The organism is Lysinibacillus sp. 10T31 (assembly GCF_056394365.1).
The window spans coordinates 72,042-94,189 of sequence record NZ_JBFTHS010000007.1; the positions used below are offsets into that span (position 1 = coordinate 72,042).

Below are 22,148 nucleotides of genomic sequence, written 5' to 3' on the forward strand. Positions count from 1 at the left end.
GACCGACGGAAAGAAAGGGCGAAGCGACGGATAGTCCGAGTAGAACGACGGATGGGAATGATGGCGACGGAAAGCTCGAGCAGAACGACGGAAAGAAAAGGCGAAGCGACGGAAAGGCCGGGCAGAATGACGGAAAGAAAGGGCGAAGCGACGGATAGTCAGAGCAGAACGACGGATGGGAAAGATGGCGACGGAAAGCCTGAGCCGACCGACGGAAAGAAAGGGCGAAGCGACGGAAAGTCCGAGCAGAACGACGGATGGAAAAGAAGGCGACGGAAAGCTCGAGCCGACCGACGGAAAGAAGGGGCGAAGCGACGGAAAGTCCGAGTAGAACGACGGATGGGAAAGGTGGCGACGGAAAGCCCGAGCCGACCGACGGAAAGAAAAGGCGAAGCGACGGTAAGGCCGGGCAGAACGACGGATGGAAAAGAAGGCGACGGAAAGCTCGAGTAGAACGACGGAAAGAAAAGGCGAAGCGACGGAAAGTCAGAGCAGACCGACGGATGTGAAAGATGGCGACGGAAAGCCCGAGCCGACCGACGGATAGTCAGCCCAAACCGACGGATACAACAGAAGGAGAAGGATACCTCATCCTGTCCGACTAACATAAAACGAGAAGTGACGGATAACCAAATCTATGGTAATTATAAAGAAAGTGTAAAGTTCAGAAAAAATGTCTTTTTACATAGTAAGGTTAGTACAGGAGGAAAACAGATGAAAGAAAAGCTATTACTGATTGAAGATGATACGGCGATTGGACGTATTGTGAAGGATACGCTTGAGCAAGAAGGTTACCAAATTACTTGGGCAACAACAGGACTTGAAGGGCTAGCTGATTTTCAAGCAGATACGTTCGATTTAGTGTTAGTCGATTGGATGTTACCTGAGATGGATGGTCTTACGGTTTGCCAAAATATCCGTTGGGAAAGTGATGTACCTATTTTAATGATGAGTGCGCGTAAGGAAGAGGCAGATAAGGTTGAGGGCTTGCAGGGCGCTGACGATTATATAGCAAAACCGTTTAGCTTAGAGGAGTTAAAGGCACGTGTAGCCTCACACTTACGTCGCTGGAAACGTTATACGAAAAAAGAGATAGCAGAAGATGTTACATCCTTTGCACACGGCTTAAAAATTGATTGGCAAAAGGAAACAGCGCACCTTGATGATCAAGAGATTGCCTTAACACAGAAGGAATTTGCTCTGTTAAAACTACTTGCGAAAAATCCAAGCCAAACCTTTTCAAAAGAAGAGCTCTATCAGCATATTTGGCAACAGGCGAGCGTAGATGAAACACATACAGTCACAGTACATATAAAGGCGCTACGAGAAAAGCTAAAAGACCCAGTCAAATCACCGTATTATATACAAACAGTATGGGGCAAGGGTTACCGCTTTATCGGTGAACTATTATGAAGATTAAAACATGGTTACTCATCACTTTCTTCATCGTGATGGTTTTACCGATAACAGGTGCTTATAGCCTTTATGTGTGGATTAATGCCTATTATCAAGATAAAAACGTTGGTGAGTATTTCGAAAAATTAACAGAGCTTAATCAGGTAAAGTCTGTTCTCGAAAATCCCCTGTATTATACAAAAAATGCGGATGTAAAGGATATTGAAGCACTAACGAATGAGCATCTTGCAATTACTCTTTACTCGAAATCAGGCTTGATTTTGTATTCCTCAAATCCATTGAAACAGGTGTTTGATTCTAAAGATAGAATTTTTAAAGGTTTATATGAGCTAAAACAAAATTACAATGCCTTTACTTATAAAGAACCTGTTTATCAAGATGGGGAATTACTTGGGGTTTATGAGATTCAATTAGTTAGGACGGATTGGGTAAAAGGTGTTGAAAGTCGTTCTTGGCTTGTAATAGCTAGTTCTATAGTATTGTTTCTCCTTATTTATTTTGCAGTTATAATGCTGCTTAACCGAAAATTAAATCGACCTTTATATGAACTGATGCGGCAAATGCGTGCTTTTGCAAAGGGGGAGCATGTGGAATCAAATTTAGTGTCAAGAAAAGATGAAATTGGGGAACTTGCTCAAACCTTTCTTGCCATGCAGGACGAAATTGAAACTGCTCGTACTCACTTAAAAGCTGAACAACAGCAAAAGGAGTTAATGATTGCAAGTATTTCCCATGATTTAAAAACACCTCTTACAGCTATTCAAGCATATGCTGAATCTTTACAAAGCAAGGCGTTATCAGAAGAACAGCAAGACGAGTACCGAAAAATTATTTTAACAAAGTCTGAAACGATGAAGCATATGTTAGAGGATTTACTAATGTACACTTTACTGCAATCGACAAGCTATCATTTAGAACTTGCTGCAGTTGATGGGGCCGAATTTTTTGAAATGGCACTGTCTGATTATGAGCAGCTATGCAAAGATCAAGGATTTATGCTTGAAGTTACTTGTGACATAGCGGGTATGTATGCAGTGCATCCGAAGCAGCTTCAACGGGTGATCGACAATTTAATGAGTAATGCTTGGCGCTATGGAGCAGTAGGTACAACGATAGGTTTAGCAGCCGTGAATGCTGGACAGTGTCCTATAGGGGGCTTTGATTTTGTATCGCCAGCACTGAATAAGCAGAACGGTATGTATATCATTGTGCAAAATAGCGGGCAAGGTGTCAAAAAAGAGGATATTGAGAAGTTATTCGAGCCCATGTACCAAGCAGATACAGCACGAACAAAGGCTGGGGAGCGAGGCACTGGACTAGGATTAAATATAGCAAAACAAATAATAGAAAAACACGGTGGGACAGTAGAGCTTGTATCGAAAGAAGGCTATGGAACAGCTGTACTTTGCTGGTTGCCACCATTTAAAGGAGAGAATTCATAATGAATTGGAAAAAATCATTACGTGCAGCAGGTTTAGTTGCCGCACTAACATTTAGCTTAGTAGGTTGTAATACAGAGGGGTCATATTCACCACAGGAAATTATTGATCATGCATTACAGGAAACGAAAGAACCACCTGCTTATTACGGTGAATACACAATGGATTTGGGCGAGGCTGGTGGAAAAGTTCAAGTCAAATATTGGACTAAAGATGGTAAACGACGTGTTGAGTCAATAGCTGAAAATGGTGAGCATAGCATCGCAGTCAACGATGGCTCACAAGTAATTATGTATGATGTTGTTAAAAACACTGTTCATAAAATAGATATTAGCAAAGGTGAGTTAGACGAAATCCCATCACAAAGAGACCAATTAGAATTACTATTTAACTCAGTAAAGGATACACATGATGTGAAAATGGCAGGAGAGGAGAAGATTGCTGGAAGAGATACGTATAAAGTTGTAGCGAAAGCTAAAAAAGATGATACTTTAATAGGTGATATTGAAGTATGGGTCGATAAAAAAACCTGGGTAACGTTAAAAACAATAACAAATAGTGCTGGAAATAAAATGACAACAGAGTATACAAAAATGGATGAAAATGCAAAAATTGATGATGCACAATTTACACTTGATATTCCAAAGGATGCAAAAGTAGAAGAAATAAATGTACCTGAATCTGAGTCAGTGACACTGGATACAGTGAAAGAACAACTTGGCGAATTTTTAATGGTGCCAGAAGGAAATGGACTAACTTTGGAAGAAATTTCATTAGATAAAGGGATGGAAGATCGTTCAGAGTATACTTTTACTTATGCGAAGAATGGTCAGCCAGATATTTCAGTAACAGTTTTTAAAGCAAATAGTAATGCTAAGAAGGTAGAGCCTATTAAAGGTGAAAAGGAAATGGACATCCGAGGTCAAAAAGGCACTGTAATGGACGAAAATAAATTCCATTGTATTAGCTGGCAGGAAAACGGCTATCAATATAGCATGTTTATTGTAGACTCTAAGCAAACAATTGAAGATCTTGTAGCCAATGCAAAACAAATGACCATCGTTAAATGAGGTGAATTGTAATGAAAAGAAATGAATTTATAAAATGTCTCGCATTGTTTTTATTTAGCACAGTTTTTTTATACGGTGTAGGCGAAACATATGGCGTTCCATGGCTGCAATTTCATTTCTTAGGACAATACAATGATGGGGGTTTTTATTTTAGTCTTAGTTCTTTAACCCCTATACTTGGTGGCTTGCTAATTGTTGCGTTATATGAAACGAAGATTAAGCGACTTATTTAATATGAGGAAATCCACTTTGAAAAAAGAGTGGATTTTCTTTTTTGTCTTGATTGTGTAATGACAATAAAATAATTTAATATTGAAGTCTAAAATAAGCATTAGTCCGCAAATGTGGACGGATGCGATTCAAAAGCTCATACGAAAATCTAAGGGTACTCCGTTTTCTACTTGTTCAACAAACGGGCCATTTAACGGAATAAATCTAACCATTTCCTTAAGAAACGGTTAGATTTACGTGAGAAAGTTTATTCACTCGTATTTCTTTAAAACAATAGCCGCATTATGACCACCGAAACCGAATGAGTTAGACAAACCCGTATTTATATTCACTTGGCGAGCAATAGATGGTACATAATCGAGATCACATAATGGATCATGATTTTCTAAGTTAATTGTTGGAGGAATTATACCTTCCTTTAAACTCATTGCTAAAGCAATTGCTTCAACCCCACCTGCTGCCCCTAACATATGACCGAGCATAGATTTATTAGCTGTTACTGGAATCTGATAAGCATGTTTACCAAACAACTGTTTAATAGCCATCGTTTCGGAGATGTCTCCCACTTTTGTACTTGTTGCATGGGCACTAATAACATCAATTTCTTCAGGCGATAAATTTGCATTTTTTAATGCTGATTTCATTGCAAGATAGGCCCCTTTACCTTCCGGATGAGTAGCTACGATATGGTGTGCGTCTGAACTTGCTCCGTATCCAATGACTTCTGCATAAATCTTTGCCTCTCTATGTAAAGCATGAGATAAAGATTCTAAGATTAGAATTCCAGCTCCTTCTGACATGACAAATCCATCTCGTTTTTCATCAAAAGGACGACTAGCTTTAGTGGGGTCATCGTTTCTTCTTGATATTGCTGTAGCATTACTAAAGCTTGCTATTGATAAGTCTGTTATAGCTGCCTCAGTTCCACCTGCGAACACAACGTCAACTTCTCCAGAACGAATTAGTCTAAAGGCTTCACCAATAGCTGTATTTCCAATTGCACAAGCGGAAACGGGCGACATAGAAGGTCCCATTGCGTTCCACTTGATACTAATTTGTGCAGCAGCAGCATTAGAAATCATGGCAGGTACTAGGCTCGGGCTAACTCTTCTAGGCCCTTTCTGTCTAAGCACATCAATATTTTCAATCAAGGTTTCAATTCCCCCAATACCTGAGCCTACATATACGCCTAATCTTTCTCCATCTATACGATCGAGGTCTAACTTAGAATCTATCCAAGCTTGTTCAGCTGCAGCCAAAGCAAATTGAGAAAAACGATCTAAACGTTTAGCTTCGTTCATTCCTAAAACTTCAACTGCATCAAATCCTTGGACGATACCTGCAATTTTTGTCTTATGATTAGTAACATCAAATGTATCAATAGTGGATATACCAGATTCCCCATTAATCAAATTGTTCCAAAATGTTTGGATGTTGTTTCCTAAAGGAGACACTATCCCCATACCTGTAATCACAACTCTTTCCACTTTTCATACCTCCAAATAAACGATTTACTTGTATTTTACATCTCTATTATCCTATTACAAGTGATTGTTTATCCTGGTATAATTACTAATAGAATAAATAGATAAGATGAGGAGTTTTAAAAATGAATGATAAAACTAGGCTTGAAGCTTTGTCGACATTCTTAAAAGCTAAACGTGCTCAAATCAAGCCAGAGACTGTTGGTTTACCTGCCGGAACTCGCAGAAGGACCCCAGGATTACGGAGAGAAGAGGTTGCACAATTAGCAGGTGTAAGTACTACTTGGTATACATGGCTAGAGCAAGGAAGAGATATTAAAGTTTCTTCAATCGTACTTGATTGTATTTCTACAGCTCTACAATTAAATAATGATGAAAGAGACTACTTATATGACCTGGCATTAGGGACAAAATCAGAAATTACAAATCAAAAAAAGAATCAATCAGAGCTTAGCCCTTCTTTAAAGCGAATACTAACTGAATTAACATATTGTCCAACTATCATTACAGATCGACATTGCCATATAGTAGGCTGGAATCCGGCAGCGGCTCATGTTTTTTTAGATTTTGAACAAATACCGAATGATCAAAGAAATTTGATTCGTTTAGTGTTCACTAGAAAAGAATTCAAAGCATTGGCCGTCAATTGGGAGCATTTTGCGAAAGGTTTTCTTGCCATTTTCCGTACCTATTATGGACACTATTTAGGCGATGAATGGTACAACCAATTTATTAATGAAATGAGTCATTCACATTCAGAATTTCAGGATTTGTGGCAAGAAAGTCAAGTGAGTAAAGCTCCAGAAATGATAATTGAATTCAGACATGCTAAAGCAGGCAAAATGTTGTTTAATTTAACTTCTCTTCAAGTTCAAGGTGAGATGGATTTACGCTGTAGTGTCTATACACCAGTAGAGGAAACGGATACAGAAAATAAATTAAAGCGATTAATGAAAAAGGTTTCGGTTAAAAATTAATAAAGTATTTTCGTTATTCCATTATAAGGAGCGATTGCTGACAAGAAGTAAAAGGGTGATACATATTATTGATAACTAATATATATTACCCTTTATTTTTTATGGCTTTTTACGATTTAGGTCTTGATAATAAATTAAACAACTTTATTTTCACGAAACATTGATTTATCTTCCAGTATGAATGCTATAATATGTAAAAACTTCTAGTGGGAGCTGGAATGGAGCGGGAGATTGTAGAAACAAAATATTTTACATTGCATACTTTATGTGACGGTGTATTTGCTGCTATTGCTAAACCAGGTCAAGGTGYTTGGAGTAATGCAGGAATAATTGATTTAGGTGACGAACTTCTAGTTTTTGATTCGCTAAGTACTCCTTCAGCGGGGGAAGAGTTAAGACGCCAAGCTGAAAGTTTAACGGGTAAGAAAGTAAAGTATTTGATGAACAGTCACTATCACGGGGATCACGTTTTTGGAAATCAAGCATTTTCAGATACAACGATTATTTCTACATATGTAACGGAGAAATTGTGCAAAGAAAAAAATAAGATTGAAGATTATGAGAAGGAAAAGCAGGACATGAATCATTACCTTCTTCAGCTAAAAAATCAAATCGATTCAACAGAAGACACCATTATAAAAGCGAGTTTAATTAACCAATATCAAGAAATGTCCAAGGTGTTGGATGATTTATCTCAATTAAAAATTGTGTTACCATCCTTGTTGTTTGAAGAAAAATTGACCATCACTGGTGCCGATAGAACTGTGGAATTATACTGTTTAGGCGGAGGACATTCACCGAGCGATACATTTATGTACCTACCTAAAGAAAAAATAGCTTTTATGGGTGATTTAGCGACAGAAGATTTACATGTACCTATCTATAATCCTGAAGAATTTTTGACTATATTAAAACGAGTTAAACAAATCGATATAAATGTAATTGTACCTGGTCATGGTAATGTGGCAAATTTGACTTTATGCGATACATTAATTGATTATTTATCTTTCATGATTCAACGAGCAAAAGAGGCTCTTCAACGAAAGGTGTCACTGGAAGATTTTGTTTCTGAATTTGATTTACCTAATAAGTATAGTGAGTGGAAGGGAGTAAAAGGTATTAAAGGTAACCTTACAACGATCTATAATTACCTTCATCAACGCTAAAAAATCCACTTTTAAAAACGTGGATTTTTTAGCGTTGATGAAATACAGACAATAAAATCTCATTAATAATAATTAGTATGGCAAATACAATAGCTAATTGTGTTCGTCCTGTAGCATACAGAGCTATGACGGCTAAAGAGAATATCATAAATTCAAGCATAAAATGCAAAGTCCCATTCAATGGAAATGTTGCTTTAGGTGAACCAAACATACTCCAAATAACTACGAACAAAGCTGGTGCTCCAATACCAAGTAAAAGCTTGAAGAACATACCTTTCCCAGTTTGTATACCCCAATATCCATATGCCATTAACACGCAAATTTCTAATAGAAAGCGAAGAACTAAATTCAATACCATATTATTCCTCCGAAAAATTGGTTTTTGAAAGGGTTAATAGAATTGCTGATACAACGTCAAACATCGCTGATAAAAGTACGAGAATCGCTGATAAAGCATCGAACATCGCTGATAAAGTTAACAAAACCCCCGATAGGATCGCAACTTCGATCTCAAGCTATTTGTTGTATATGAGTTTTAGTAAAGGCTTCATCATATTTTAATCCATAGCCTAGTGCACGATCTAAAAATATATGGGCTAGCCAAATAATAGAGGTCATTAGTAGCGGTGTTGATACAGTGACAAAGCCTAAAATCAAGAGAATTACTGGGACAACTAAACTATGACCAATATTGTAGAATAACGCGCCAATTTTAGTATTTACAATGTAGCCTAGCATGCTTATATCAGGTAGTAATAAAAACAATGCAAAAAATAGGAATGAAAATTCAAAATGCCAGTAGAAAAATACACTTCCTAAAAATGCTACTAAATATTCCAATGAGATAATTTTACGTAGTTTCATGTTGAGCACTTCCTTCTTGTAATTTGGTATACATATCCTCGATAAGGGAGCCGATGACTAACTCGTTTTCTGCGTATTTTCCTTCAGCTATTAACGCTTGAGTGAGTTGTAAGGATTGTAATGCCTGCTGATAAAAAAATAACTGCTGCTCAATGTGGATGATCTTTGCAGAGAATAGCTGTACGGTTTCTTGATTGCAGGAATCTGAGATAGGCTTTTGCCCTAGTGTCAGAAGCTGTTTGATTTCCTGTAATGTAAAGCCAACCTGTCTTAATACTAAAATAAACTTTATTGTATGTTCACAAGTGACATCATACACTCGATAGCCATTATCCTGTTTATGTGGGTGTAGTAATCCTTCTTTTTCATAGTAACGTACAGTATCGGTTGATAAATTATACTTAGCTGCAAATTGTTTGATAAGCATGTGAGCACCTCCTAAATTTATCCTAACATTGGAGTGTGCTCCAAGGTCAATACGATAATTGAAAATTTTAAAAAATTAGTGAAACGGTCGTTTAATGGCAGTCGTTTATAGTGTAAGAGGGGGAGGTGGACCGCATACTTGAAAAAATTATGGATGAACATGCAGAGCATTTATTGCGTCTCGCCTATTTTTACGTGAAAAATAGACACGCAGCAGAGGATATCGTGCAAGAGGTTTTTATAAAATTTTCACAGCATGGTTATGAGGAACGAGGACAGCTACGTGCTTATTTATCTAGGTTAACGATTAATAAAAGCAAGGATTATTTAAAAAGCTGGCATTATAGGAAATTAATTTTACAAGAAAAAATATTTCCGGTGAAGGCTAACATGCAGCGCGATACACTGATTGAAGCGGAGGAAAGATCGCATATTGGGGCAGCTATTTTAAAGCTTCCATTAACATATAGAGAGCCAATCATCCTTTACTATTATGAGGAAATGAAGATTGCCGACATAGCACAAGTACTAGGTATTGTAGAAAACACTGTGAAAACAAGGTTAAAAAGGGCGAGAGAAGCCTTAAAGTCTCAGCTAAAGCAGGAGGAATGGGAGGTGCTTGGACATGAATGAATGGCAAAAGGAATTGGTGAAAGTAGCAGGGGATATGGATGAGAGTAAGGAGCGTGTCAAAAAACGTGTCTTACAGCAGCAGAATATCAAACCTAAAAAACCCATTCGTTTCGCGCTTTTAACGGCAATTGTGACGCTTTGCTTAGTTGGATTTGTCATGGTACAGCTATTAAATAAGGAAACGAAACAATCGGCAAACTTGTTTAACGATACACAGCTTACTCATTTTGAAAAAATCACACGTATCAATTGGGGCAAACAAGACGAGGAATTTTTCTCAAAAGAGGCATTTGAACGCTACAAGGGGGTAGTTGCCGCCTATCATTATGCGAAGTCACTTGGTCTTCAATATTCTGAGGTAGAGCTAAAGGCTGTGGGAAATGAGCATTATGACGAGCTTGTTAAGTTGCAACAAATACCTGAATATGCTGATCTTTTTAAAGAAAAGGGAGTAGAAAAATATTTTAAGACGTATATAGAGCCGTTGTTACCGATGTATACAGCTAAAAAAAAGCTTGATACCTTTTATCAAGAAAAATATCCTACTTTCCCGAAAGGTATAGTACAACAAATAGGTGCTCAAGATGCTCTCCGTTATTTTGATAAACATTTCGCAGAGCAGGCAAAAACGTTTCAGGAACAAAATGGCATCAAGAATTATAATAGTAGCTCTTCTGGAACTACGTATATGGGAACAGTCATAAAAGTAGAGGTAGAATCCAATGCTTTTCTATTTGTTGAAGGAGTTGTTCCGAAGGACTTAGAAAACCTTTCTCAAGAGCAAATCATGAAAAAGTATCCAAAAGTTACTTGGTATCCAATTATGGATGATTTTACCTTAAACCAAGGAAATTATGTTAGAATAGAATCAAATAGTAATCAGTCAATTGATGAAAATGGAATTGTCACACACTATGGCGTATTAAACAATATAGAAATTAGTGAACCAACAGTCACTACTAACCTCAACATTCAAAATGAACGAGAAGTCATACAATTCTTTCGACAAACAGAGTGGCAGCTTACAGAAGATATGGAAACCCCTCCAGATTATTCATTTATGTTAGAGGGAGTTCGTATAGATGTCTGGTTAAGTTACGGTCAATCACTCTATTTGTATAAAGAGGGTTACGGTATTGTTCACCTTAGTCAAAAAAGATCAGAAGAGCTAAAGAAGATATTAGGTATTGAAGAATCTTAACAAACAAATCTTTAAATGGATTATCACCAAAAGTTAGGTTGTCCCTAGAAAGTAGATGAACAAAGAGCATCACGTATTGTGATAACGTATTCGTGAGCCATTCTTTTGGCCAAGACGGCTTATCGGACGTCCCTAACAAAGGGTTAGCTTGAACGTAAATCAATCCCACGTTATGGTGATGGTCCACATTAATTTATATTCATTTAAACATTCTTCAAGTCTCTTTAAAGAAGAGGCTTGTTTTTTCTTTGTTGGGAAATTATAGTTTTTGTACTGTCATAATTATACTCCTTATAAAAAGAGTCGTTTTTACAGGGATGTATATCATCTTTTTAGGATAAATGAATCATCATATGTTATTTTAAGGTTAATTTTACTCATTAATTTCAAAATAAATGAGTCTGAGGAATTGTAATATTATGCACATAAAGATAGTATTAAAGAAGTAGGGGTTAATATAAGGAGGGGCGGTATGAACACACAGGAGTTTGAAGAATTATGGATTACACTAAATGAATTGTATGATGCGAATCGCTTTATAGAATATATAGAATTAAGTAGTGCCGCAATTGAGAGTGCTATTGAGCTTGGTATGTATAAAAAAGCAATCCTGTTATTACGCTATAGCTGTGCTAGCTATTTCCAAACAGGTGATTTGCAAGTTTCCATTAGTGTGCTAGAGCAGTATCGCGAATTAACCTTTCAATATGGCGATGATATCGATTTAATCCACCATTATATTTTAGCATCCATTTATTGGGGGACGTTTGGCCATATAAAGAAGTCTAAAGAGTTTATGATTAAAGGACTAAAGATTGCTGAGCGTATTCAACATATAGATAGTATGGGGAAAATTTATAATAATTTGAGCGACTTAGAAAACTCTTTAGGGAACTATCAAAAAGCGAAGGATTTTGCATTAAAGAGTCTATACTATGCTAATTATTTTGAGACAAAGCATGAAAATCCATATTCAGGGGTTATTTATTCAAAAATAAACTTAGCTGTTGCACAAATTTGCTTGGGGGAATTTGATGAAGCAGATGAATTATTGCAAGAGCTGTTAATGACGATTCAGAAACCACCTTATTCCAAGGTACAATTGGAGGTTATGAATGCCTATGCTTTACTTTGTGAAAAACAGGGACGCATTGGCGAGGCCATTGATTTGTACCAAAAGTCGAAGCACTATGCCTTACAAAATAATGATTTATCTATGCTTCAAATAATCTACAATTCATTAGTGAAGCTAATAGAAGAGCAAGGTAATAAACTTGTATTGTGCTCGATACAAAAGGAATATATTAACATTTTACTAGAGATTCAAAGGGAAAATTATACTCATTTATTATTTGAGATGGAGTACAATGACCAGAAAAAACATTTTGAAAGAACCTCTAACATTGATCCATTAACGAATATTTATAATCGACGCTATTTTGATGAGAATGCAGAGAAAATGGTGGAGAAAGCCTCAATAGAAAATCAGCAATTAGCATTAATGATGATTGATTTAGATCATTTTAAAGAAATCAATGATACAAATGGTCATTTATTTGGTGATGATGCTTTAACGATTACTGCAACTACATTAAAGGACTATTTTCAACCATTTGAGTCGATAGTTGCTCGTTTTGGCGGGGATGAGTTTATTGTGCTTTGTCGAATACAGGAAGGTGAATCCGTTCAAACGATGACGGAAAAACTCTATCACACATTAAACTCTATATCCTTAACAATCAATGATGAGACCGTTCAGTTGGAATTTAGTATTGGTGTAAGTACAAATAAACATGGCCAGATTACCGTTGTCGAAGAACTGATTCATAACGCGGATACAGCACTATATACGTCCAAACGCAATGGTCGAAACCAAATCACGTTCTTTAATCAATATAGTGATGTGGGAAATAGTAAATAAACAGGCCAGCTGATGGTACTGATGGATTTTAAATTGTGGGTTTTGGCTGACAAGGGAATATTTCCAATCATGAAGGATCTGCTTCATTTCAACGAAAGTCGTTGGAGTTTTGCAGATTCTTTTCTTTTTGTTCTGTGTAATTACGGTGTTGATATTCGACTATAAAATCATTTTAAGATATAGCTGATAATAATGTTCGAAGGGGTGGAGGTTATGAAGGTAGTTGTGATTATCACTGAAATTACGCAACGAAGAAAAATGATAGCATAACAAAGTTTTTGGAAATATTTATAGAATGATAATATTAATGAAAGAAACATAAGTAACCTTAGTTAATAAAAGGGGAGGATTACGAAAAAAAAGGCGAATTAAATTTGAAAAAAATTTTATTAATATTAAGTTTGTTATTATTAGTTGCGTGTTCAAATGATGAAGTTAAATATGATGGAGCACCTTTAAAAATTGCTGTAGTTGGTGATATTCCTGAATTAAATAACGAAAAAATTCATTTCGAACCAATTTCATTAGATGAATTTAGTGAAGATACATTGCATATTTCAACAAATTTTAATGCAGTTATGATAACACCAGTGATATTTGAAGAAGCATCAGATGATAGATTTGTTGAAGTTTATAAAAATTCTAAAATGCCTTTTATTTTTTTTGATTCAACAAAACGTCATTTTCCATTTACAAGAGAAGGGCTTACCTATGAAACAGCTCATTGGGAAGCATTAAATAATGGTTCTCATACGACAATTTATTTAACTGATAACGATGCAAATAGAGAAGATGCTTAGTATTTCTATTTGAAAGATGAAAAAGAGTTAGATATCCTTTACAAAGAGATTTTTCAAAAAATTGAAACGTTATAATGGTAGATTTTTATGTATCTGCCACTTGAAAACCAGCGTATTCGAAAATTCTCGAATACGCTTTTAATATGATAAAAACAACAATCAAGTCAAACAGAGTCTTTCTTTTGAAAAAATTTTAAAAAAATGAATCGGAAATGAAGCGGCGTCCGTCAGTAGTTTAGAAAGAAGGTGAGGACAACGATGGATATCGAAAATATTATTGCAGAGCACGGTGACTATTTACTAAAAGTTGCTTATTTATATGTGAAAAATGAGGCAACAGCTGAAGACATTGTGCAGGATGTGTTTATCGCCTTTTATCAAAAGCAGGAGCAATTTCGTCAAGAATCATCATTACGTACATATTTAGTGAAAATGACGGTCAATCGAAGCCATGATTATTTGCGTAGCTGGAAAAGTAAACGACTGACACTCTTTGAAAAAATAACAGGGCGTACAACCGCAGTCACGCCTGAAAAAGAATTTCTTGCAAAGTCTACAAAACGAGAGTTAGTGGAAGCTTTGTTTACATTATCTGTGGCATATAGGGAAGTACTGATTCTTTATTATTTTGAAGATATGACAACAGTGGAAATTGCACAGCTCGTATGTTGTCCAGAAGCAACAATACGTACAAGATTACAGCGTGCGAGAAAGCAACTTGCAACAGCAATCGGTGATTATGATTGGGAGGTGTTACGCCATGAATCAATTTAAAGAAGATGTGCTAAATGAACTTCGAGATGTAAAGCTTACAGATGAAAAAAAACTAATGATTGCTCAAAAAGCTCGTAGTAAAACTAAACAAAGAAGAAGTAGTCCGTGGCAATATCGTGTGGTACTAGCAACGTTTACGCTTTTTGTCATTGGTTTTAGTTATTTATTATCACACAATAAAAATTCAGGAAGTCATCAGGCTGCTAGCTTACAGCAAGAAACGGATACATGGAGCTTATGGACGTTTTTACAATACGATTTAGTAAGAGGTATATTGCTTTTTAGTTTTTTCGTAGGTATTGCCTTTATTATTAAACGTGTGTTAATCAAGAAAGGATATGGTCTACCGGTGTGCATTGAGTGCGGGGAAACTTGGTCAGAGAAGCATGCTCGAAAAATGTACCGAAAAAATGGACAACTTGAATGTCCTTATTGTGGGAAAAAACAATATCGTACAAAAAAATCTATGCAAATGGGTGGCATTTTAGCATTTCCGTTTCCTTTTATTTCTTTAATGCATTTTATATTTAATAATATTACGATTGGGATTATTTTCCTTGTAGTTGCAGTTCTTATTTATTATCGTCTATTAGCACCGTATGTATTTGATTTACAAGAAGATGATCCTATCAATGATCCGCTTTGGTAATTTGTGAAGAGAAATTGCTAGTTCACTATAGCAATTTCTTTTTTTATAGCAATTCTTCAAAATAGATTGACAATGGTTTTCATTTGCTTTATCTTTGTGTTAACTTATTTACACTATGAGTTAACATACAAAGGGAGGCAATTTAGTTTGAAAAAGAGTAGTACATATAATTATGTGTTAGCGGCATTTGGGGCAGCGATTATTGCTGTTCTTGCGCAAGTAACGATTCCGCTACCACTTATTCCAATTACAGGACAAACATTAGCAGTAGGCTTAGTCGTAACGATTTTAGGGACAAGACTTGGTACGTTATCAGTACTGCTTTATATTTTACTTGGTGCAGCAAGTCTTCCAGTATTTAGTGGTATGTCTGGTGGAATTGGTATTTTAGTTGGTCCTACAGGTGGCTATATTGTCGGATTCCTTGTTACGGCAATTATTATGGGCTTATACTTAGATAAATTTGGCATTACAATTTTCCACGCAATTGTTGCTAACATCATTGGAATGATCGTGACATTAGCGTTTGGAACGACTTGGTTAAAAATTGTCGGAGATTTAACTTGGACAGCTGCATTTATGGGTGGTGCGGCACCATTTATCATTGTAGGTATTGTGAAAGCTGTTATGGCAGCATGGTTTGGCGTAATTGTTCGTCGTCGCTTAGAACAAGCACATTTAATTTCTTTCAGCGGGGTCCAAACAACCGCTGAAAGAGGTTAAAGCCTCCGCCGGATGTCACGGAATCGGAAAGGAGTTCAATAAAGGATGTTAGCCTAAAATCATCGCATCCATGCGATAACGGCTAACTGACCTGCATCGGTAAAAACGCCACGTCCTGTGGCATTACCGAAATGACCGACATCGTGTCGGCCCTCACGCTGGCCTTAGTACAAAGCCGATTCCGGACGCATTGTTTATCAGTAGCGGAAGCAAAGCGACAGCTACAATTATGCCGAGGCATAATTGATTAGAAGCGATTGCATAGGAGGAATTGTTTTGGCAACGTTATGGACAGGTGGAAAAATTTACACGATGGCGCAAGTTGGCGAAACAGTTGAAGCAGTCCTTGTAAAAGAAGGAAAAATTGTGGCGACAGGCTCAGTAGATAGCTTGTCGCCACAAGCTACTTCAATACGACATTTACAAGGAAATGTGATGTATCCGGGCTTTGTCGATAGTCATTTACATATTATTGGCTACGGGGAGAAATTAAAGCATATTGATGTCTCGAACGTCAGAAGTAAAGACGAGCTACTGGCAATTATTCGTGAGCGCATGCTAGAAGATTCCGCTGATGAGTGGGTAATCGCGATAGGTCTTAATGAGACACAATTTGAAGATCCTATTTTCCCAACATTAGCGGAGCTTGATGCTCTTGGTGAAGTACATTTAATAATTAAGCGAAGCTGTCATCATTTAATTTTGGCTAATTCTAAGGCGCTGGCATTTGCGGGAATAACAAAGGACACACCATCACCAGAAGGTGGCGTCATTGATAAGGTGGATGGACAACTAACGGGAATCTTAAAGGATGCAGCATTGTATATGATTGTGAACCATATGCCCCATATTACGCCCGAGTATATTGAGGATGCTCTCGAAAAAGCGGTAATATCCCTACAATCATATGGTTTAGTGGGTGGCCATTCGGAGGATTTAAGCTACTACGGGCCACCGCTTCAACCAATAAATGCATTTCGCAAGATTGTCGAGGCAAAGCAATCGTTTAAAGTTCATTTATTACAACACCACACGGTATTTGAGGAAGTTGCCAAGATGGAGGAACCATCTTCTCCATATCTAGAATTTGGTGCAATGAAGATCTTTATCGATGGTGCCTTTGGAGGACGTACTGCTGCCCTACGAGAACCATACTGTGATGAGCCAGGTAATTACGGTATGCTTGTACATTCAACAGAACAATTAGAGGAATATGTTCAACTTGCACGTCAGCATGGACAAACAGTGGCAGTTCATGCCATTGGCGATTTAGCTATTGAAACAATTTTAAAAGTATTTGCCGCCTATCCACCTCGTGAAGGTCAATTAGATCGTGTTATTCATTGCAGCTTGGTCGATGAAGATATTTTAGAAAAACTTGCTTCGCTGCCAGTCGCAGTAGATATGCAGCCACAATTTGTGCAGGGAGAGTATATGGCGGAACTAGCTAGGCTAGGCGAGGAACGAGCAAAAGGCTTGCATCCGTTAAAATCGCTGTTAGATCGTGGATTAGTTGTTGCAGGAGGCAGTGATGCCCCAATCGAAGTGCCAAATCCTTTATTTGGTATATATGCTGCAGTAACAAGACGGAATTTTGGTGAATCCCATAATGGTTACGGCCCAAAAGAGAAGATTTCACGCTTTGAGGCAGTAAGACTCTATACAGTAGGAGCTGCACAAATAATAGCGCAAGACCATGTTCGAGGAAAGATTGAAAAGGGCTATACAGCGGACTTCACTGTTTTAGAAGAAGATCTTTTTACAATAGATATTGAGAACATTCCACAAGTAAAAATCGCATATACGGTTATTGATGGCCGTATCGTTTATGAAAAACGCTGTAAAGAATAAACTTTACAGCGTTTTTTCATTCACCAAAAATTTTTTAGGAGCTAACGTCTTTCTGATAAATTTTTCACTTGATGCTCTAGTGTCGTCACTCGAGTTGTTAAATCATCTACTTTTTGCTGAAGTGTTTCTTGGGGAGGCAAAGGAGCAGTCGATTTCATTTTTTTAATCGTATTAATCATCACGAAAAATATGGCGAAGAAAATTACAAGAATCAAGGTTGTACTAATGATATCTCCGAAGTTAAACATTGTTTGTCTCATAATTATTTGGCCCCTTCAAATTGTATCTGTTGTCTTATTTACCGAGTAACATACAAAAAAGTTTCAAGAAAATATTTATAGACAATAAAAATACAGAAATCATATCATTTTTCCTCGCATATTATATGGAACAAATTGTATTTCAAAAGCAGAAGATAATTGAAATAAATGACTTTACATATCATATAGGAAGAGCTTATAAAAATCGTAAAGATGCTTAAGATAGGGGATACGATAGGTATGACTGGGGTGAGTAAATGCACAAAGAGGGACAAGTAATGCGACAAGCCTTCTACAATATTTATATGTATCGCATCGATTATATACAGGTTTTGTCACTGATAAAGTTATTACAGTTTTTATTAATTGTTCCTATGATGGCCATCGTATTTAAGCTAATGCTACGAGTAACGGGCTACACACATATTACGGAGCTAAATATTCAAAGTTTTATGGCGCATCCCTTTGTCATCTCGATGATCATTCTTTTGACCATGCTCATGTTGTTATTTATTTATTATGAAATGGGCTTTCTTTTTTTAATGGCCTTTTATCAACAACGGGGAATTCGCTATCGATTTCTACACATATGGCAGCAGCTCAATCGCAAAGTTATTTCTTTTTTTAGTATTCAAATCATTTTTTTATTTATTTATATTGCACTTTTTTTGCCATTAGCTTCATTTATATTTCCACTAACGTTAACCCAAGCAATGTCCATTCCGCATTTTTTGACAGATGAAATAATGAGCACTCGATCTGGTCGTTTACTATATGCTGTTGTGGTAATAGTTTTAATAATAGTGGGTATACGAAGCATTTTGGCTTTGCCGATTTTTGCAATCCAGCCCAAAATATCATTATTTCGTTCTTTAATACAGAGTTGGCGTTTGTCAAAGCAGGGCTTATTTAAACTCCTTGGTTTATTAGCTATGCTTGTTACGGTTCATTTACTGATGATGCTTGGAATTACACTTATAAGCACCTTGCCATTATATATTTTGGAGCGTTTGATACCGAGTACAGCACTTGTCACAGCGGCGATTACTCTGGCTTTTTTAGAAATGGTCTTCGTCGTGTTATTTAGTATATTGCAAGCAATGTTTTCACAAGTATTGGTGGCTTTTACCTATAATACGCCTTTAGGCAAGTCAAGGTTTACACCGAAATTTCGAAGAAGGCGCTATAAGCCATTGTTATTCATCGTATTGGTTGTTTTCATCGCATTAAGTGTGATAAATGTTATTTCGTTAGAGAAAAGTGTCTATGCACCAGATACCAAAATTATTGCTCATCGTGGCTACACGGAGGGTAATGTCGAAAATACAATCAGTGGCCTTGTCAGCGCGGCAAGTGCTGGTGCAGATCTAATCGAGGTCGATATTCAGCAAACGGTAGATGGACAATTCGTTGTATTTCATGATCGAACATTAAGAAGACTTACAGGTAAAAATGGTGTTATTGCCAACATGACGCTCGGTGAATTAAAGACGTTAACGATTCATGCGAATGGCTTTAACGACAAAATTTCATCTTTAGATGATTTTATTGAAATAGCAAAAGCACTAAATGTTTCCTTACTGATCGAATTGAAAGTTCATGGTAAAGAAACGGAAGATATATTACCCAAGTTAGTAGAAAAACTAAAAGCTTATAAGGTGCTCGATACGTTCTATGTGCAATCATCAGATCCACAAATGATGACACAGTTAAAAAAATTGGCACCGAACTTACGTGTTGGGATTGTCTATGCATTAAACATCGGGCCGATGGTTGAAACAGTTGATTTTATATCACTTGAGGAAGCATGGGTAACAGATCAGCTAATCTCAGAACTGAAACAACAAAAACTTGATTTGTTTGTATGGACATTAAATAAAGATCAATCATTACACGAATTTATTAGGAAAAATGTCAATGGAGTCATAACCGATCTTCCAGATATGGCTCTGAAAATAAGGAAAAAACAAAATGAACGTGAATATTTTTTACAGCGTATATTAAATTTACTTCAATTTATGTTTTAAATTTATGTGATTTATGCAATACCTGCGGAAGGTGAGTGAATACTCGCGGAAGGTGAGAGAATACTCGCGGAAGGTGAGAGAATACTCGCGGAAGGTGAGTGAATACTCGCGGAAGAAGGGTGAATACTCGCGGAAGAAGAGTGAATACTCGCGCGAAATAGGGAAATACTCGCGGAAGAAGAGCGAATACTCGCGGAAGGTGAGTGAATACTCGCGGAAGAAGAGCGAATACTCGCGGAAGGTGAGTGAATACTCGCGGAAGAAGAGTGAATACTCGCGGAAGAAGGATGAATACTCGCGGAAGAAGGGTGAATACTCGCGGAAGAAGAGTGAATACTCGCGCGAAATAGGGAAATACTCGCGGAAGAAGAGTGAATACTCGCGGAAGGTGAGTGAATACTCGCGGAAGGTGAGCGAATACTCGCGCGAGGTAGGAAAATACTCGCGGAAGACGAGTGAATACTCACGGAAGACGAGCGAATACTCGCGGAAGACGAGTGAATACTCGCGGAAGAAGAGTGAATACTCGCGGAAGGTGAGCGAATACTCGCGGAAGGTGAGTGAATACTCGCGGAAGAAGAGTGAATACTCGCGGAAGAAGAGTGAATACTCGCGGAAGAAGAGTGAATACTCGCGGAAGAAGAGCGAATACTCGCGGAAGGTGAGTGAATACTCGCGGAAGAAGGGTGAATACTCGCGGGAAGCAGGGAAATACCCGCGGAAGGTGAGTGAATACTCGCGGGAAGCAAGGAAATACTCGCGGAAGACGAGCGAATACTCGCGGAAGAAGAGTGAATACTCGCGGAAGAAGAGTGAATACTCGCGGAAGAAGAGCGAATACTCGCGGAAGGTGAGTGAATACTCGCGGAAGGTGAGTGAATACTCGCGGAAGGTGAGTGAATACTCGCGGAAGAAGAGTGAATACTCGCGGAAGAAGGGTGAATACTCGCGAACTGAACAAAATACTCATCCAAACAGCATAAGAGAAAGCTGTGATTCTTCATCAAATAAGAATCACGGCTTTTTTTTGCGAAATGAAAAAAATGTTGGCAATGTTGTAACCTTTTTCTTTTATAACCGACTACTACTATGAATTCGTGAAATGAAGGAGATGCTTTTTTATGAAAATGACGAAAGTCGTACCATTTGCCATGTCAGCATTATTAATCGGGGGCGCTGTAGTAGTTCCAACTGCATCAGCAAACGAAGGGACAGCTGTTGTGACGAACGCTACTGATAATAATGAGCAAAATCCACAAGTTCAACCTATTTTTATTAAAATAGCTGGAACAATTGAGAATGTTGAAAAACGTGAGGATTCAACATATTACACTGTAAAAGAGGATGAAAACACAAATGTTTTTGTCGTAAATGACGATACACTAGTTTTCGATAATACTGGTAAAGAAGTTAAACTACAAAAAGGTGATAAAGTAACGGCTTACACGTATGCAAATAAGCCAATGTTAATGATTTATCCTCCACAATATAACCCAGAGGTAATTATTGTTGAAACAAAAGAAATGGGAACTGTAGAAGTAGACTTTTTCAATAAAGAATTAGTGAATACTGATAATACGTTAAAACTTAATGTTGGTAAAGAAACGGAATTACTTAGCCTATCTGGTAAAAAAGTAAAGGCTGAGGATTTAGCAGAACAACATTTACTAGTGTTCTATACAATCGCAACAATGAGCATCCCAGCACAAACACCACCTTCAAAAGTTGTCGTTTTAGATACGATTGCACAAGAGCCGGGTGAGGTTGATCCTGGTGAAACGGATCCGTCTAAGGCAGCTGTGCAAGAAATTATTAACAATGACTTTTATGAGGTTGATGGTACTAAAATGGTACCACTACGTTTAATTGCCGAAGAGTTAGGCTTTAAAGTAGAATCAACAGGAAAAGGCGCTATTATCTCTAAAGGCGCATTATCTTATACAATTACTCGTGGTCAAAAAGAATATGGCTATAATAAAGCCCTTCGTTATTTTAAAGTAGCACCAGCTTTATTAGAACCAACAAAAACATATGTACCAGTTGAATTTGTTGAGGAATTAATGAAATAAAACAATTGAACTTCTCCTTGTCACGTGACGGAGGAAATAGTAAAAAATATTTTGAGCGGCTTAATCCCTTTAAACTAATGGGCTTAAGCCGTTTAATCGTTTTTGGTAACGTTCGTTATTACAATGTCTCCTACCATCAGAAAAATATTTGCGGTAGAAAAAATCGA

22 protein-coding genes are annotated in these 22,148 nt (G+C 37.2%); 17 read left to right on the top strand and 5 right to left on the bottom strand.

The annotated features are described in order from the left end of the window. Positions 1-714: 714 nt before the first annotated feature. From AC1DCY_RS05865 to AC1DCY_RS05880, 4 genes are read left to right on the top strand one after another with little or no spacing between them, the layout of a single operon-like run. Positions 715-1,413 (top strand): response regulator transcription factor, encoded by a 699-nt coding sequence (locus AC1DCY_RS05865; protein WP_477348313.1) that lies wholly within the window; start codon positions 715-717, stop codon positions 1,411-1,413. After that, complete coding sequence (locus AC1DCY_RS05870; protein WP_477348315.1) at positions 1,410-2,858, top strand: HAMP domain-containing sensor histidine kinase; 1,449 nt, start codon at positions 1,410-1,412, stop codon at positions 2,856-2,858. The genes AC1DCY_RS05865 and AC1DCY_RS05870 overlap by 4 nt, the downstream gene beginning before the upstream one ends. Next, positions 2,858-3,925 carry a LolA family protein gene (locus tag AC1DCY_RS05875; RefSeq protein WP_477348317.1) on the top strand — a complete coding sequence of 356 codons (1,068 nt, stop codon included), beginning with the start codon at positions 2,858-2,860 and terminating at the stop codon, positions 3,923-3,925. The genes AC1DCY_RS05870 and AC1DCY_RS05875 overlap by 1 nt, the downstream gene beginning before the upstream one ends. An 11-nt stretch (positions 3,926-3,936) precedes the next feature. Then, positions 3,937-4,158 carry a hypothetical protein gene (locus AC1DCY_RS05880; RefSeq protein ID WP_477348319.1) on the top strand — a complete coding sequence of 74 codons (222 nt, stop codon included), beginning with the start codon at positions 3,937-3,939 and terminating at the stop codon, positions 4,156-4,158. Positions 4,159-4,407: 249 nt separating this feature from the next. Here AC1DCY_RS05880 and fabF read toward each other — a convergent pair whose 3' ends face one another. Then, positions 4,408-5,643, bottom strand: a complete 1,236-nt coding sequence (gene fabF / locus AC1DCY_RS05885; RefSeq protein WP_477348321.1) for a beta-ketoacyl-ACP synthase II — start codon at positions 5,641-5,643, stop codon at positions 4,408-4,410. A 122-nt stretch (positions 5,644-5,765) separates the two neighbouring features. On the opposite strand from fabF, the gene AC1DCY_RS05890 reads away from it, so the two are divergent. Continuing rightward, positions 5,766-6,617, top strand: a complete 852-nt coding sequence (locus AC1DCY_RS05890; RefSeq protein ID WP_477348323.1) for a helix-turn-helix transcriptional regulator — start codon at positions 5,766-5,768, stop codon at positions 6,615-6,617. A 218-nt stretch (positions 6,618-6,835) separates the two neighbouring features. After that, complete coding sequence (locus AC1DCY_RS05895) at positions 6,836-7,783, top strand: MBL fold metallo-hydrolase (protein WP_477348325.1); 948 nt, start codon at positions 6,836-6,838, stop codon at positions 7,781-7,783. A gap of 28 nt (positions 7,784-7,811) precedes the next feature. Here AC1DCY_RS05895 and AC1DCY_RS05900 read toward each other — a convergent pair whose 3' ends face one another. From AC1DCY_RS05900 to AC1DCY_RS05910, 3 genes are all read right to left on the bottom strand, one after another. Further along, positions 7,812-8,141, bottom strand: coding sequence for a YrdB family protein (locus tag AC1DCY_RS05900; protein ID WP_477348327.1), 330 nt, complete (start codon positions 8,139-8,141; stop codon positions 7,812-7,814). A 152-nt stretch (positions 8,142-8,293) separates the two neighbouring features. After that, a complete protein-coding gene (locus AC1DCY_RS05905) occupies positions 8,294-8,647 on the bottom strand; it encodes a DUF4260 domain-containing protein (protein WP_477348329.1) in 354 nt (117 codons plus the stop codon). Continuing rightward, positions 8,634-9,074, bottom strand: a complete 441-nt coding sequence (locus tag AC1DCY_RS05910; protein WP_477348331.1) for a MerR family transcriptional regulator — start codon at positions 9,072-9,074, stop codon at positions 8,634-8,636. Before AC1DCY_RS05910 ends, AC1DCY_RS05905 begins: the two co-directional genes overlap by 14 nt. 125 nt (positions 9,075-9,199) lie before the next feature. On the opposite strand from AC1DCY_RS05910, the gene AC1DCY_RS05915 reads away from it, so the two are divergent. From AC1DCY_RS05915 to AC1DCY_RS05950, 8 genes are all read left to right on the top strand, one after another. Then, positions 9,200-9,706 (top strand): sigma-70 family RNA polymerase sigma factor, encoded by a 507-nt coding sequence (locus AC1DCY_RS05915; RefSeq protein WP_477348333.1) that lies wholly within the window; start codon positions 9,200-9,202, stop codon positions 9,704-9,706. Next, positions 9,699-10,907 carry a hypothetical protein gene (locus AC1DCY_RS05920; protein ID WP_477348335.1) on the top strand — a complete coding sequence of 403 codons (1,209 nt, stop codon included), beginning with the start codon at positions 9,699-9,701 and terminating at the stop codon, positions 10,905-10,907. Before AC1DCY_RS05915 ends, AC1DCY_RS05920 begins: the two co-directional genes overlap by 8 nt. Before the next feature lie 472 nt (positions 10,908-11,379). Beyond that, positions 11,380-12,828, top strand: a complete 1,449-nt coding sequence (locus tag AC1DCY_RS05925) for a tetratricopeptide repeat-containing diguanylate cyclase (RefSeq protein ID WP_477348337.1) — start codon at positions 11,380-11,382, stop codon at positions 12,826-12,828. A 374-nt stretch (positions 12,829-13,202) separates the two neighbouring features. Further along, positions 13,203-13,628 carry an amino acid oxidase gene (locus AC1DCY_RS05930; protein ID WP_477348339.1) on the top strand — a complete coding sequence of 142 codons (426 nt, stop codon included), beginning with the start codon at positions 13,203-13,205 and terminating at the stop codon, positions 13,626-13,628. A gap of 258 nt (positions 13,629-13,886) precedes the next feature. Continuing rightward, positions 13,887-14,402, top strand: coding sequence for a sigma-70 family RNA polymerase sigma factor (locus AC1DCY_RS05935; RefSeq protein ID WP_386843101.1), 516 nt, complete (start codon positions 13,887-13,889; stop codon positions 14,400-14,402). Next, positions 14,389-15,051 (top strand): TIGR04104 family putative zinc finger protein, encoded by a 663-nt coding sequence (locus AC1DCY_RS05940; RefSeq protein WP_477348342.1) that lies wholly within the window; start codon positions 14,389-14,391, stop codon positions 15,049-15,051. The genes AC1DCY_RS05935 and AC1DCY_RS05940 overlap by 14 nt, the downstream gene beginning before the upstream one ends. A 147-nt stretch (positions 15,052-15,198) precedes the next feature. Then, on the top strand, positions 15,199-15,774 hold the full coding sequence (locus AC1DCY_RS05945; RefSeq protein WP_477348344.1) for a biotin transporter BioY: 576 nt from the start codon (positions 15,199-15,201) through the stop codon (positions 15,772-15,774). Positions 15,775-16,050: 276 nt separating this feature from the next. Then, positions 16,051-17,625, top strand: a complete 1,575-nt coding sequence (locus AC1DCY_RS05950; protein ID WP_477348346.1) for an amidohydrolase — start codon at positions 16,051-16,053, stop codon at positions 17,623-17,625. Positions 17,626-17,666: 41 nt separating this feature from the next. Here the strand turns inward: AC1DCY_RS05950 and AC1DCY_RS05955 are convergent, their stop codons facing one another. Next, the gene (locus AC1DCY_RS05955) at positions 17,667-17,885 is read right to left on the bottom strand and encodes a hypothetical protein (RefSeq protein ID WP_477348348.1); all 219 of its coding nucleotides are present in this window, start codon (positions 17,883-17,885) and stop codon (positions 17,667-17,669) included. A 257-nt stretch (positions 17,886-18,142) separates the two neighbouring features. Between AC1DCY_RS05955 and AC1DCY_RS05960 the strand changes: the two genes are divergently transcribed. The 3 genes from AC1DCY_RS05960 to AC1DCY_RS05970 are packed head-to-tail and all read left to right on the top strand — an operon-like array spanning position 18,143 to position 21,981. Beyond that, positions 18,143-19,912 (top strand): glycerophosphoryl diester phosphodiesterase membrane domain-containing protein, encoded by a 1,770-nt coding sequence (locus AC1DCY_RS05960; protein ID WP_477348350.1) that lies wholly within the window; start codon positions 18,143-18,145, stop codon positions 19,910-19,912. 13 nt (positions 19,913-19,925) lie between these two features. Next, on the top strand, positions 19,926-21,005 hold the full coding sequence (locus tag AC1DCY_RS05965) for a hypothetical protein (RefSeq protein ID WP_477348352.1): 1,080 nt from the start codon (positions 19,926-19,928) through the stop codon (positions 21,003-21,005). A gap of 28 nt (positions 21,006-21,033) precedes the next feature. Beyond that, a complete protein-coding gene (locus AC1DCY_RS05970; RefSeq protein ID WP_477348354.1) occupies positions 21,034-21,981 on the top strand; it encodes a stalk domain-containing protein in 948 nt (315 codons plus the stop codon). The last annotated feature ends 167 nt before the right edge of the window (positions 21,982-22,148 follow it).

Coding starts and splice junctions, on each gene's coding strand:
- AC1DCY_RS05865 (WP_477348313.1), top strand. CDS start 715: ATGAAAGAAAAGCTATTACTGATTGAAGATGATACGGCGATTGGACGT.
- AC1DCY_RS05870 (WP_477348315.1), top strand. CDS start 1,410: ATGAAGATTAAAACATGGTTACTCATCACTTTCTTCATCGTGATGGTT.
- AC1DCY_RS05875 (WP_477348317.1), top strand. CDS start 2,858: ATGAATTGGAAAAAATCATTACGTGCAGCAGGTTTAGTTGCCGCACTA.
- AC1DCY_RS05880 (WP_477348319.1), top strand. CDS start 3,937: ATGAAAAGAAATGAATTTATAAAATGTCTCGCATTGTTTTTATTTAGC.
- AC1DCY_RS05890 (WP_477348323.1), top strand. CDS start 5,766: ATGAATGATAAAACTAGGCTTGAAGCTTTGTCGACATTCTTAAAAGCT.
- AC1DCY_RS05900 (WP_477348327.1), bottom strand. CDS start 8,141: ATGGTATTGAATTTAGTTCTTCGCTTTCTATTAGAAATTTGCGTGTTA.
- AC1DCY_RS05905 (WP_477348329.1), bottom strand. CDS start 8,647: ATGAAACTACGTAAAATTATCTCATTGGAATATTTAGTAGCATTTTTA.
- AC1DCY_RS05910 (WP_477348331.1), bottom strand. CDS start 9,074: ATGCTTATCAAACAATTTGCAGCTAAGTATAATTTATCAACCGATACT.
- AC1DCY_RS05920 (WP_477348335.1), top strand. CDS start 9,699: ATGAATGAATGGCAAAAGGAATTGGTGAAAGTAGCAGGGGATATGGAT.
- AC1DCY_RS05925 (WP_477348337.1), top strand. CDS start 11,380: ATGAACACACAGGAGTTTGAAGAATTATGGATTACACTAAATGAATTG.
- AC1DCY_RS05935 (WP_386843101.1), top strand. CDS start 13,887: ATGGATATCGAAAATATTATTGCAGAGCACGGTGACTATTTACTAAAA.
- AC1DCY_RS05940 (WP_477348342.1), top strand. CDS start 14,389: ATGAATCAATTTAAAGAAGATGTGCTAAATGAACTTCGAGATGTAAAG.
- AC1DCY_RS05955 (WP_477348348.1), bottom strand. CDS start 17,885: ATGAGACAAACAATGTTTAACTTCGGAGATATCATTAGTACAACCTTG.
- AC1DCY_RS05960 (WP_477348350.1), top strand. CDS start 18,143: ATGCACAAAGAGGGACAAGTAATGCGACAAGCCTTCTACAATATTTAT.
- AC1DCY_RS05965 (WP_477348352.1), top strand. CDS start 19,926: ATGCAATACCTGCGGAAGGTGAGTGAATACTCGCGGAAGGTGAGAGAA.
- AC1DCY_RS05970 (WP_477348354.1), top strand. CDS start 21,034: ATGAAAATGACGAAAGTCGTACCATTTGCCATGTCAGCATTATTAATC.